This window comes from Dermatophilaceae bacterium Soc4.6 (genome assembly GCA_039889245.1).
Classification (GTDB): Bacteria; Actinomycetota; Actinomycetes; order Actinomycetales; family Dermatophilaceae; genus Lapillicoccus.
The window spans coordinates 2643606-2655836 of record JAZGVH010000002.1 but is presented as its reverse complement, the minus strand read 5'-3'; the positions used below and the strand labels follow the sequence as shown (position 1 = coordinate 2655836).

General features: G+C 71.3%; 14 protein-coding genes. 7 read left to right on the top strand and 7 right to left on the bottom strand.

The window, feature by feature from the left end; all coding sequences use genetic code 11:
• Window positions 1-247: 247 nt before the first annotated feature.
• Window positions 248-859 (bottom strand): hypothetical protein, encoded by a 612-nt coding sequence (locus V3N99_12275; protein MEO3937520.1) that lies wholly within the window; start codon window positions 857-859, stop codon window positions 248-250.
• A 137-nt stretch (window positions 860-996) separates the two neighbouring features.
• Here V3N99_12275 and V3N99_12270 point away from each other — a divergent pair, with 137 nt between their 5' ends.
• Window positions 997-1617 (top strand): methyltransferase domain-containing protein, encoded by a 621-nt coding sequence (locus V3N99_12270; GenBank protein MEO3937519.1) that lies wholly within the window; start codon window positions 997-999, stop codon window positions 1615-1617.
• Window positions 1618-1623: 6 nt separating this feature from the next.
• Here V3N99_12270 and V3N99_12265 read toward each other — a convergent pair whose 3' ends face one another.
• The 4 genes from V3N99_12265 to V3N99_12250 form a co-directional block, all read right to left on the bottom strand.
• Window positions 1624-2058 (bottom strand): arsenate reductase ArsC, encoded by a 435-nt coding sequence (locus V3N99_12265; protein MEO3937518.1) that lies wholly within the window; start codon window positions 2056-2058, stop codon window positions 1624-1626.
• Complete coding sequence (gene arsB, locus V3N99_12260) at window positions 2055-3149, bottom strand: ACR3 family arsenite efflux transporter (GenBank protein ID MEO3937517.1); 1095 nt, start codon at window positions 3147-3149, stop codon at window positions 2055-2057. Before arsB ends, V3N99_12265 begins: the two co-directional genes overlap by 4 nt.
• Window positions 3146-3466, bottom strand: a complete 321-nt coding sequence (locus V3N99_12255) for a metalloregulator ArsR/SmtB family transcription factor (GenBank protein MEO3937516.1) — start codon at window positions 3464-3466, stop codon at window positions 3146-3148. The genes arsB and V3N99_12255 overlap by 4 nt, the downstream gene beginning before the upstream one ends.
• A 69-nt stretch (window positions 3467-3535) precedes the next feature.
• On the bottom strand, window positions 3536-3748 hold the full coding sequence (locus V3N99_12250; protein ID MEO3937515.1) for a type II toxin-antitoxin system PemK/MazF family toxin: 213 nt from the start codon (window positions 3746-3748) through the stop codon (window positions 3536-3538).
• A gap of 238 nt (window positions 3749-3986) precedes the next feature.
• Here V3N99_12250 and V3N99_12245 point away from each other — a divergent pair, with 238 nt between their 5' ends.
• Both V3N99_12245 and V3N99_12240 read left to right on the top strand, forming a co-directional pair.
• The gene (locus V3N99_12245) at window positions 3987-4238 is read left to right on the top strand and encodes a DUF2630 family protein (protein MEO3937514.1); all 252 of its coding nucleotides are present in this window, start codon (window positions 3987-3989) and stop codon (window positions 4236-4238) included.
• Window positions 4235-4741 carry a thioesterase family protein gene (locus tag V3N99_12240; GenBank protein MEO3937513.1) on the top strand — a complete coding sequence of 169 codons (507 nt, stop codon included), beginning with the start codon at window positions 4235-4237 and terminating at the stop codon, window positions 4739-4741. The genes V3N99_12245 and V3N99_12240 overlap by 4 nt, the downstream gene beginning before the upstream one ends.
• Window positions 4742-5121: 380 nt before the next feature.
• On the opposite strand, the gene V3N99_12235 is transcribed toward V3N99_12240, so the two are convergent.
• Window positions 5122-6384, bottom strand: a complete 1263-nt coding sequence (locus V3N99_12235) for an LCP family protein (GenBank protein ID MEO3937512.1) — start codon at window positions 6382-6384, stop codon at window positions 5122-5124.
• A gap of 143 nt (window positions 6385-6527) precedes the next feature.
• Between V3N99_12235 and V3N99_12230 the strand changes: the two genes are divergently transcribed.
• The 4 genes from V3N99_12230 to V3N99_12215 all read left to right on the top strand — a co-directional run bounded on the left by V3N99_12230 (window position 6528) and on the right by V3N99_12215 (window position 11784).
• Entirely contained in the window at window positions 6528-7994 is a 1467-nt protein-coding gene (locus tag V3N99_12230) for a carboxylesterase family protein (protein MEO3937511.1), read from the top strand.
• Window positions 7995-8318: 324 nt separating this feature from the next.
• Window positions 8319-9086, top strand: a complete 768-nt coding sequence (locus tag V3N99_12225) for a glucose 1-dehydrogenase (GenBank protein MEO3937510.1) — start codon at window positions 8319-8321, stop codon at window positions 9084-9086.
• A gap of 46 nt (window positions 9087-9132) precedes the next feature.
• Complete coding sequence (locus tag V3N99_12220; protein MEO3937509.1) at window positions 9133-9792, top strand: haloacid dehalogenase type II; 660 nt, start codon at window positions 9133-9135, stop codon at window positions 9790-9792.
• 111 nt (window positions 9793-9903) lie between these two features.
• Window positions 9904-11784, top strand: coding sequence for an acyl-CoA dehydrogenase (locus V3N99_12215; GenBank protein ID MEO3937508.1), 1881 nt, complete (start codon window positions 9904-9906; stop codon window positions 11782-11784).
• A 77-nt stretch (window positions 11785-11861) separates the two neighbouring features.
• Here V3N99_12215 and V3N99_12210 read toward each other — a convergent pair whose 3' ends face one another.
• Window positions 11862-12140, bottom strand: a complete 279-nt coding sequence (locus V3N99_12210; protein MEO3937507.1) for a hypothetical protein — start codon at window positions 12138-12140, stop codon at window positions 11862-11864.
• Window positions 12141-12231 lie beyond the last annotated feature (91 nt).

Here is a 12231-nt window from a genome sequence, read left to right as displayed (position 1 = left end):
CACCCACAGAGCAAACCCGGACCAGGTCGATCTCGGAGCATTGAACAACCCAGTCAGCGGCGTCGTCCTCGCCGTACGCTCCAAGATCCCTCGCCATGGGGCCTACGGAGGCATTCAGCACCCCCAAGGACGAACAGGCACCGCCTCCAACGGTTGCCCTCGATGGGGGGTACGCGGCGGCGTGGGTCACGGAGTGCCGGTTTGCACGGCGCGTCGGGAGATCTGCGGGCGACACCCCCGTAGCCGGCTACTCGACCGTGAGGTGCTGCCGCGCGGCTCCCCGCAGCACCCGCCGCCGGCCGCTCTCGGCCATGGCGGCCACCGTCATCATGGCGATGGCGCCGACTACTCGCGCGGCCACGACGAAGGTCGGCTGCGGGTGCGCGTCGTCGCGCCCGAGGACGAGGGGAAGCAGGTTGAGGACCCCCATCGTCGAGAACAGCCACGGCAGCCACCGCTGGGTCCGGGTCGACGCGACGACGGCCCGAGCCACGTCGAGGTCGTCGCCGGCAACAGGCTCTCCCCGGCGCAGCTGCTTCGCGACCCGTCGGATCGTCGCGCGGTCACCGCTGACGACGAGCCGCTGCAGCGACGTCGACCGGGAGCGCAGCCTGACCCCGACTACCGCCGACAGGCTGTAGAGCACGAAGACCCCGGCAGCGATCCACATCAACCGGATCCAGCGCACCGGCTCGTCCGGATGACGGGCGTGCGCGACGAGCGCCGCGACAACCACGGTGCCGACGGTCAGCACGGCCGCGCCCATCAGCAGCCACCATCGCAGCCGCCGGTCGCGGGCCAGCCCCACCACCTGCTCCTGCGTCAGATCCTCTTCCGACCCTGCATCGCTCGTGGACACCCTTGAACCCACACCCGCCGCTCGGCACCGGCGGGTTGTCCCCAACGACCTCCGCGCGGTGCTCCGAGCGACCACACGCGCCAATCAGGGCGTCGACCAGCCGGCCGACGCGCGCAGCCCTGGGGCAGGATGCTGCTATGACGGACGACGACTGGCCACCCGACTTCTTCGACCGGCAGGACGACGGTGACGACGCCGCCTTCTACGGGCCGCCGCGCCTCGTCACCCACCTCGACGACGGCGCGATCGCCGCGGTCGGCGCGCTGTACGACGAGCTGGGGGTGCCGGACGGCAGGGTCCTCGACCTGATGTCGTCGTGGGTGTCGCACCTGTCGAGGAAGCCGGATGGTGGGCTCGTCGCGCTCGGCCTGAACGCCGTCGAGCTGCGGGCGAACCCTGTGGCCGACGAGGTCGTCGTCCAGGACCTCAACCTCGACCCCCGGCTGTCCGTGGACGACGCGTCGTTCGACGCCGTGGTCTGCTGCGTGTCGATCGACTACCTCATCCACCCGGTCGAGGTCCTGCGCGAGGCTGCGCGGGTGCTGCGGCCCGGTGGAGTGGTCGTGCTCACCTTCAGCAACCGGTGCTTCCCGACCAAGGCGGTGCGCGGGTGGCTCGCCACCGACGAGGACGGCCGCGTCGCGATCGTGCGGGCCTACCTGGAGCGCGCCGGCTTCGAGGGGGTCACGACCGCGCTGCGGACCACGCGGCGGCGTGGGAGCGACCCGTTGTACGCGGCCTGGGCGCGGTCGACCTGACGCGGATCACCCACGAGTGCCCCCTGCCGTACGGAGCGCCACCGGCACCCCGAGCTCGCCCAGCAGCGTGACCACCCGCGCGCGGATCTCGTCGCGGATCAGGCGGACGGAGTCGACGCCATGGCCGGCCGGGTCCTCCAGCACCCAGTCCTCATACCGTTTCCCGGGAAAAATCGGGCACGTGTCGCCGCAGCCCATGGTGATGACGACGTCGGACGCCTCGACCGCCTCGGTCGTCAGCACCTTGGGGGTCTGCGCCGAGAGGTCGATGCCCTCCTCGGCCATGACGGCGACGGCCGACGGGTTGACCGACTGCCCCGGGGCAGACCCGGCCGAGCGCACCTCGACCGCCCCGCCCGACAGTGCCGTCAGGTAGCCCGCCGCCATCTGCGAGCGCCCGGCGTTGTGCACGCAGACGAACAGCACGCTGGGGCGGCTCATGACCTCGCCCCCGCTGTCGACGCCGTGACCACCGGTGGCGGGTCGGCGAAGAACTTCCTGGCCCAGAGCGAGACGTAGACCAGGGCCACGAGCACCGGCACCTCGATGAGCGGCCCCACGACCCCAGCGAGCGCCTCGCCCGACGTCACCCCGAAGACCCCGATGGCCACGGCGATCGCGAGCTCGAAGTTGTTGCCCGCCGCGGTGAACGCCAGGGTCGCCGTGCGCGGGTAGCCCAGCCCGATCGAGCGCCCGAGCACGAACGACGCGCCCCACATCAGGGCGAAGTAGGCCAGGAGTGGCAACGCGATCCGCGCGACGTCGAGCGGCCGGCTGGTGATCGTCGCCCCCTGCAGCGCGAAGAGGACCACGATGGTGAACAGCAGGCCGTAGAGGGCGACCGGCCCGATTCTCGGCAGGAACGCACCTTCATACCAGTCGCGGCCCCTGGCCCGCTCGCCGAGCAGTTGCGTGAGGAAGCCTGCCACCAAAGGGATCCCGAGGAAGACGAGCACCGATCGGGCGATGTCCCACGTCGACACCTCGAGCCGCTGCGTGCTCAGCCCGAGCCATCCGGGCAGCACCTGCAGGTAGAACCACCCGAGCCCGGCGAAGGCGGCGATCTGGAAGACGGAGTTGATCGCCACGAGCACGGCTCCGGCCTCTCGGTCGCCGCAGGAGAGGTCGTTCCAGATGAGCACCATGGCGATGCAGCGGGCGAGCCCGACGATGATCAGGCCGGTGCGATAGGTCGGCTGGTCGGCCAGGAAGACCCACGCCAGGGCGAACATCACCAGCGGCCCGACAATCCAGTTCAGCACGAGCGACGAGACCAGCAGCCGCGTGTCACCGGTCACGGTGCCGAGCTCGGTGTATCGCACCCGGGCCAGGACGGGATACATCATCAGCAGCAGCCCCACCGCGATCGGCAGCGAGACCGACCCGACCGATACCGCCTGGAGTGCGTCGTCGAGCCCCGGCACCCCACGCCCCAGCGCCAGCCCCAGCCCCATCGCCGCGACGATCCAGACCGGCAGGAAGCGGTCGAGCGTCGACAGCTGCCGCAGCACCGGGGTCTGCTCCGCGGTCAGCACGCGCGCCTCGCCGGGGGGCGGTGACTGGCCTCGGCGACCTGCGCCAGGGCAGTGCTCGCCCCGTCGAGGGCGCCGGGGGTGAGCCGGTAGTAGGTGAAGCGGCCGCAGGGCGAGGTCTGCACGAGCCCGGCCTCCCGCAGGATCCGCAGGTGGTGCGACACGAGGGTCTGCTTGGCGTCGAGGACCGCCTGCAGGTGCGTGGTGCACAGCTCCTCGGTGGCGAGAGCGGTGAGGATGCGCCGCCTCATCGGGTCGGCGACGGCGTCGAGCACGAGCCCGGCCGCTGTCAGATCAGCTTCGGTTGATATCAGCACACGCTGATCTGACCAGTGACGACGGGCGCGTGTCAAGGTCACCCCCATCCCCTCGTCTCGGGATCGAGCTCACTCCAGGTCGAAGGCGGCGCGGATCGCGTCGGCCAGTGCTCGCTCCTGGCGGTCGGGGAGGAACCCGACCTGACGACCGAGGTCCGACACGGACACGGTCGTCACGTTGTCGCAGGAGACCACGCTGTCGTGGTCGAGTCCGTTGTGGCGGCCCACCGCCACCTCCGTCGACAGCCCCCGGAACGTCGTCGTGAGCGGGGCGACGGTCACCCGCGTCAGGTGGGGCCGGACCGCCTCCCGGGTGAGCGGCGCCGCGCTCCGTCGCGGCTCGGCGACGCTCCCGCTCCAGGGCCCGACGCACTACCTCTGCCCGGCTGCCGGCGTCCCCGGCGGCGACCACGGCGTCGACGTAGTCGACCAACACATCGGGCAACCGCGCAGTGATCTCCGCAGGGTCGATCCCCCAACCTGCGGGCCACCACCACCACCCGCGGTGCAGACTGGCCCCATGGCCGACACCGACCCCCACATCCAGCAGCACATCAGCGACCTCGTGGCGGAGGAGCACGGTCTGCGCGACCGTCTCGCCAAGGGCAAAATCACCGCCGACGAGGAGCACGCCCGCCTCCGCGCGGTGGAGGTCGAGCTCGACCGCCTGTGGGACCTGCTGCGCCAGCGGCGGGCCAGGCGCGAGTTCGGCGCCGACCCCGACGGCGCCGAGGAGCGCTCGGGCAGGCAGGTCGAGGGCTACCTCGGGTGAGCCGCCTCCCCGCCCTGCCCACCCCCGAGCAGGTCGCGCAGCTTCCCCAGCACCTGGCCCTCGTCGTCCCGCCGGAGTTCACCGACGCGAACGGCCACATGAACATCGCCCGCTACCTCGAGCTCTACAGCCGCTCGGGCTGGGTCGCCTTCTCCCGCTTCGGTCTCGGCGAGGAGACCGCCCTCGCCGGGGGCCCGGCGACCTTCGACGCCGAGCACTACCTGCGCTACGCGGCCGAGGTCCACGCGGGCGACGAGGTCACCCTCCACAGCCGCCTCGTCGGCCGGTCGGCCAAGGCCGTGCACCACGTGCAGCTGATGCTCGACCGCACGACCGGCACGGTCGCGGGCACCTTCGAGGCGGTGTCGGTGAGCATCGACCTCGCCGTACGACGTCCCACCCCGTTCCCTCCCGCCGTGGCCGCGGCCCTCGACGCGCAGCTCGCCGTCGATACGGCGCTGCCGTGGTCGCCGCCGCTGTGCGGCGTCATCGGGGTGCGCTGACGTCCTCCCGGGCCACAGCCGGGGTGATCCGTCGCGCAGGACGGCGACCCTTCACCCCGGTGCCCGAGGGGGTGCCGAGTCCATGATGGGTCGATGACAGACATTTTCTCACGACTGGCGTCGGACCACGGTCTGGAGGACCGTCACGGCCACTCCGCCGAGGGGTTGACCGAAAGATACCTCTACTCGTCGGACATGGTCTTCAGGTACGCCTTCGCCCGGTGGTGGGGGAAGGCCGATCTCAGGACGACCGTCGTGCCGACGACGAGGTGCTTCGCGTCCTCACCGCAGCAGGCGCTACGTGTGCACCGACCTCCAGTGGTCCCACGACGTACGACGCGTCGCGGCCACCGCCGAGGTCCGCCCCGGGGTGCATCAGCTCACTTCACGCAGGGCACCCCGCCGCCCTCGAGCTGCGAGAGGTCGGTGGGCTTGGGGTTCGACCCGGCCGAGACCGGGGGCTTGGCCGTCGTGGGCGCGCTGCTCGGCGTGCCGGACGAGGTGCTGGGGGTGCCCGTCGCGGTCACCACCTCGCCCGGGATCCGGCCCGAGAGCAGCAGCTTGGTCGTGGCCCGCACCTGCTCGAGGTCGACGAGGTTGACGTCCTCGCCGCGGGCGTTCACGCCGAACGACTTCACCGGCAGCGTGTAGTAGCTGACGTTGCCGCCGGCCATGTCACGCGCCTGACCCAGGAACGAGAGCAGGTCGAGCCCGGAGTCGATGGCGGTGTTCTGCTTGATGACGTCGAGGATCCCGTTGATCTTCAAGGGATTCGTGAGGGTGCCGGCGTTCTTCATCTGGGTGGCCACCGACGTGATGAAGGCCTGCTGCCGACGGGAGCGGTCGAGGTCGGTGAACTCGAGCGAGGCGTTCTGGGTGTCGCGCCGCTGGCGCACGAAGGCCAGCGCCTGCGCGGCGTCCAGCTCCTGCGTGCCGGCCCGGAAGTTCGCGCCCGAGTAGGTGTCGACGGTCTTGTTGAGCAGACACACCTTGATCGGGGCGACGACCTGAGCGAGCTGGTAGAACGCGACCATGGTGACCTCGACGAAGTGGTCGATGTGCACCTGGAGGAAGTCCTGCACCGTCTGCACCTGCGCGAGCCGGCCTGCGTCGCGGGCCTTCTGGTACTTCTGCGCGGCGCTGAGCCCGGCACCCACCGACCCCGACAGCCGCCGCTGCTCCTGGTCGACCGCGAGCCCGTAAGCCTGCTTGATCTTGCCGGTGCACTCCTGGTCGGGGCACCCGTGCAGGGCGACCTGGTCGTCGCGGGGGATCGAGATCTCGACCGCCTTGCCCGACGCCGGGATGTGCAGCAGCATCAGCACGTTGGCGTTGAGACCGCCGTCGGTCTGGTCACCGGCGTGCAGCGCGTCGTAGATGTCCTTGGGCAGTGGGTTGCCCTTGACGTCGACCCGGCTGTCGAGACCCATCACCAGCAGGGTCGTCTCCTGGGCCGGCGTCGTCGGCCCGGTCGTCTGGGCGGGGGTGTTGCCCTGCAACGCGTCAGACGTCGTGAGGTCCTTCTTCAGCCCGATGTACTCGTAGGCGGCGAAGCCGATGACGGACACGAGGGCCACCACCACCACCGTGACGATCGTGGTGCGCAGTCGGTGTGATGGGGTGTCGGCGCGGTGGCGGGCCATGATGAGGTGCGGTCCTCCGTCGTGGGGGCAGGACCTCCGAGCATGCCGGGTCCTCCTGTGAGTGTGCTGGAGGCAGGTTGCGGTGACAAGCGGCGGTGCAGCCCCGGTCGCGCCCCTCGGTCGGCACGGGATTCAATGGACCCATGACGACGACGTCCAACGGCCCGGTCCGCGGCTTCACCCGAGACGGCATCCACACCTTCCTCGGCATCCCGTATGCCTCACCCCCCTTCGGCGCCCTGCGCTTCCGCAGCCCGCAGCCGCCACAGCCGTGGAGCGACGAGCGCGACTGCACGGCGTACGGGGCGACGGCGCCCGCGCCGCCCTACCGCGCCATCGTGCGCGACCTGCTCGCCGAGCCGGTCGTGCCCGGTGAGGACTGCCTGCACGTCAACGTCTGGAGCGCCGACCTCGAGGGCAGCGCACCGGTGCTGGTGTGGATCCACGGCGGGTCCTTCCAGAACGGCTCCAACGCCGTGCCGCCCTACGACGGCTCGGCCTTCGCCCGCGACGACGTCGTGACGGTCGGCGTCAACTACCGCCTCGGGGTCGACGGCTTCGCGCACCTGCCCGACGCTCCCGACAACCGCGGGCTGCTCGACCAGATCGCGGCCCTGGAGTGGGTGCGCGACAACATCGCGTCCTTCGGCGGCGACCCGGCTCGCGTGACGGTCTGCGGCGAGTCGGCCGGCGCCATGGGGGTGACGACCCTCGCGGCGATGCCCGCGGCGCGCGGGCTCTTCCAGCGCGTGATCGCCCAGAGCGGCGCCGGGCACCACGTGCTGCACCCGGCCTCGGCGCAGAAGATCACCGCCGGGCTGGCCGAGCTGCTCGGCGTCGAGGGGACGGCCGCGGCCCTGGCCGACGTGCCGCTGCCCCAGCTGCTCGCGGCGCACGACGAGCTGTCGCTCAAGGTGGGCACCGACCCCGACCCGAAGCGGTGGGGCGAGGTCGCGGCCAACATGATGCCCTTCGAGCCCGTCGTCGACGGAGACTCCTTGCCCGGTGTGCCGTATGCCGTGCTCGCCGCCGGCGAGGGCGCCGACGTCACCTTCCTCACCGGCTCCAACGACGACGAGCACGCGCTCTTCCTCCACCCCCTGCTCGAGCAGGTCGACGAGGCGCGGGTGCGAGCGACCTTCGCCGCCTGCCAGGCCGTCGACGACGCCTACGAGACCTATGTCGAGCGGCTCGGCACTGACCACCCCGGGCGGATCATGGTCGCCGGCCTCAGCGACTGGTTCTTCCGCCTGCCCGCGCTGCGCCTCGCCGAGGCGCGTGCTGCTCTCGGGCAGCCGACGTTCGTCTACGAGTTCGGGTGGAAGAGCCCCGTCATGGGCGGCGTGCTCGGCGCGGCCCACGCCATGGAGATCGGCTTCGTCTTCGACACCCTGGCCGTCCCGGAGGGACGCCCGATGGTGGGCGCCGAGCCGCCACAGGCCCTGGCCGACGACATGCACGGCGCCTGGGTCGCCTTCGTGCGAGACGGTGACCCGGGCTGGGCTCCCTACGGCACGGACCGGCAGACCCGCCGCTTCGGCGGCCACGACGACGGGGCTGTGCTCACCGACCCGGAGCCGCAGCGCCGGCAGGCCTGGCCGAGCCGCTAGCTGATCGGCGACGTCCGCGTCCCGGAGGCCTCTTACCCGCCACGACGCGGACGCAACGGGGCGGGGTCTCACGCGGGGCCGCCGCCGGGGCGGGGTCGGCCGACATCCACACCAGGGCGGCGTGGTCGCCGGTGCCCGTCACGGTCACGTGCGGCTACCAGCAGCGAGCGCCCAGGGAGCGTGACGCTCTGGCACAGCGACTGCCACGCCGTCGTCGTCGAGCACGCCTGCCCCGCCGGGCCGCGAGGCACGCACGCCGAGGACGCCTAGGCTGGCGGCACCGCCTGCGGCAGGAGGCGGGCCTCCGACGACGAAGGACGTGCCATGACGGCTCTCGACCGCTTCCGCCTCACCGACAGGGTGGCGATCGTCACCGGGGGCACCCGAGGTCTCGGGGCGGGGTTCGCCCGGGCCCTCGGCGAGGCCGGGGCTCGGGTCGTGATCGGCGGGCGCGACGACGCCGCCGGGGCCGCGCAGGTGGCGTCGCTGGGAGCCTCCGGCATCGAGGCGACCTACGTCGCGGGTGACGTGACGGTGACCGCCGACGTCGAGCGCCTGCTGGCCAGCGCCCTCGACGCCTACGGCCGGGTCGACGTGCTGGTGAACAACGCCGGCGCCTGCGTGCACGCCCCCGCGCTCGAGGTGACCGACGAGGACTGGGACCACGTGATCGACACCAACCTCACCGCGGTGTGGACGGTGGCGCGCACCGTGGGCCGGCACTTCGTCGCCCAGGGCTCGGGGTCGATCGTCAACATCGGCTCGATGTCGGGGATGGTCGTCAACCGGCCGCAGTGGCAGCCGGCCTACAATGCTTCGAAGGCCGCCGTGCATCACCTGACCCGCAGCCTCGCGGCCGAGTGGGGGCCGTCCGGCGTCCGGGTCAACGCGCTCGCACCCGGCTACATCAAGACCGACATGTCACCGGTCGACGACCCGCAGTTCCGCCGGATGTGGATCGACGACGCGCCGATGCAGCGCTACGGCACGGTCGAGGAGCTCGCGCCGGCCGTGGTCTTCCTCGCCAGCGACGCCTCCTCGTTCGTGACGGGATCGGTGCTCGTGGCCGACGGTGGCTACACCGCGTTCTGACCGCCCGCTCCCCTCCACCCTCCCACCACACCACCGAGAGGCCCCCGTGCTCTGGCTCTTCGACATCAACGAGACCCTGCTCGACCTCACCCCGGTCGAGGCGGTGCTGCAGCGAGCCGCCGGGTCCCCGGGCCCACCCCTGCTCACCACCTGGTTCGACACCCTCATCCAGACCGCACTGACGCTCACCGCGGCCGACCGGTACGAGGACTTCGGTCGGCTGGGGGGCGCGGCCGCGGCCGAGGTGGCGGGTCGCACCGGGGGGACCTGGACCGAGGCCGACGGCGAGGCGCTGAGGGCGGCCTTCGGGGCCCTCGGTGCGCATCACGACGTCGAGCCGGCGTTCGCGGCCCTCCGGGCGCAGGGCCACCGGCTCGTGCCCTTCGGCAACTCGCCGCTGGCGACGATCGAGAAGCAGCTGCGGGGGGCAGGTCTGCGCGACCTCGTGGACGACGTGGTCTCGGTGGAGACGGCCGGGGCGCTGAAGCCCTCCCCGCGCGCCTACGCGGCGGCGCTGGAGCAGCAGGGCGTGGCCGCCGCAGAGGCGGTGATGGTGGCGGCCCACGGGTGGGACGTGCTGGGCGCGGCGTCGGCGGGGCTGCGCACCGTCTTCGTCAGCCGTGACGGGCGGCGACCCCTGCCCGCCGAGCCACGACCGACCGCGGTGGTCCCCGACCTGCGGGCGCTGGCCGACCTGAGCCTCTGAGCCGCCCACCGCACCATTGTGGTCGACCTGCTTGCGCACGTTACCCGTCGGTAGCATCATGGTGTTACCGACGGGTAACCGATGGACCACGAGCAAGCGAGGCGACACCTGATGGGCCACTACACGAGCAACGTGCGCGACCTGGAGTTCAACCTCTTCGAGGTGCTCGGTCGTGGTGACGTCCTGGGGCATGGTCCCTACGCCGACGTCGACGAGGAGACCGCCCGCGAGATGATCGCGCAGATGGCGACCCTCGCCGAGAACGAGCTGGCGGAGAGCCTGCTCGACTCCGACCGCCACCCGCCCGTCTACGACCCCGCGACGCACTCGGTGGCCATGCCGCAGTCGTTCAAGAAGACCTACGCGGCCTACGTCGACTCCGGCTTCTGGAACGTCGACGTGCCGGCCGACCTCGGGGGCAGCGTGGTGCCCCCGTCCTTCAAGTGGGCGCTCAACGAGATGGTGCTCGGTGCGAACCCCGCCGTCGCGATGTTCGCTGCGAGCTACTCCTTCGCGCACCTGCTGCACCGCTTCGGCACGCCTGACCAGCAGAGGCTGGGCAAGCTGATGGTGGAGCGCAGCTACGGCGGCACCATGGTGCTGACCGAGCCCGACGCCGGCTCCGATGTGGGCGCGGGCCGCACGAAGGCCGTGCAGAATGCCGACGGCACGTGGAACATCACCGGGGTCAAGCGCTTCATCACCTCGGCCGAGCACGACATGTCGGAGAACATCGTCCACTTCGTGCTGGCCCGCCCCGAGAGCGCCGGCGCCGGCACCAAGGGCCTGAGCCTCTTCATCGTGCCGAAGTACCACGTCGACCTCGGGACCGGTGAGCTCGGTGAGCGCAACGGCGCGATCGTCACCAACGTCGAGGACAAGATGGGCCTGAAGGTCTCGACGACCTGCGAGATCACGTTCGGCGACTCGACTCCCGCGGTGGGCACGCTCTTCGGCGACGTGCACGACGGCATCGCCCAGATGTTCCGCGTCATCGAGCACGCCCGCATGCTCGTCGGCACCAAGGCCATCGCGACCCTGTCGGCCGGCTACCTCAACGCGCTCGACTACGCCAAGCAGCGCGTGCAGGGCTCCGACCTCGCGCAGGCGACGGACAAGGACGCGCCGCGGGTCACGATCACCCACCACCCCGACGTGCGTCGCTCGCTGATGCTGCAGAAGTCGTATGCCGAGGGCCTGCGGGCGCTCGTGCTCTACACCGCCACCCAGCAGGACGTCGTCGACCAGGCGCAGATCGAGAGCGGCTCCGAGGAGCTCGAGGCCAGCTCGCCGGCCGACCTCGCCCGCCGGGTCAACGACCTGCTCCTGCCGATCGTCAAGGGTCTCGGCTCCGAGCGCGCCTGGGTGCTGCTCGGCACCGAGTCGCTCCAGACCCTCGGCGGCTCCGGCTTCCTCAAGGACTACCCGATCGAGCAGTACGTCCGGGACGCCAAGATCGACACCCTGTACGAAGGCACCACCGCCATCCAGGGCCAGGACTTCTTCTTCCGCAAGATCGTCAAGGACCAGGGCGTGGCCATCGGCCACCTGGCCATGCAGATCGCCGAGTTCGCCAAGGACCTCGGGGCCACCGGCGGCTCGCTCGACCGCGAGCGCGGCCTCCTGGCCCAGGGTCTGGCCGACGTGCAGGGGATGCTGGAGTACATGGGGCGTGAAGCTCATCTGAGCGACCCCCGCTCGGGCGGCGACGTGCGCAACATCTACAAGGTCGGCCTCAACACCTCACGCTTCCTGCTCGGCGCCGGCGACCTCGTCGTCGGCTGGCTGCTGCTGCGCCAGGCCGAGGTCGCCCAGACCGCGCTGACCACCCGGGGCGAAGCGCTGTCGGGCGCCGACCGCGCCTTCTACCTCGGCAAGGTGGCGGCGGGCCAGTTCTTCGCCCGCAACGTGCTCCCGCGACTCACGTCCGAGCGGGCCATCTGCGAGGGCACCGACCTCGACCTGATGGACCTACCCGAGAGCGCCTTCTGAGCCGACCTGCGGCTTCGGACGACGAGGAGGCCCCCACCCCTGCCGGGTGGGGGCCTCCTCGTGCTCGCGGCGCGTGGTCAGAGGTCCTCGGCGCGACGCTCGTCGACCACTCGGCGCTCACCGGAGTCGACGACCGTGTCGTTGACCGAGCGACTGCGACGGTCGACCACTTCCTCGTGGCGTGTGTGGGTGCGCTGGTAGTTCTGGATCGTGCCGAAGATCAGGGCCAGGAAACCGCCGGCGATGATGATGAAGCCGACGGTGTCGAGGTTGGAGCCGATGTACTGCGTGTCGAGGGTCGTGAAGCTGAGGACCGCTCCGACGATGATGAGGAACACTCCGAGACCAATGCCCATGTCGCTGCCTTCTCAGTAAAGGAGGTCGTGGCGGGTGCGCCACAACGCGCCCGACCGTACCGGGGGAGGTCCCATACCCACCGATCCCTCC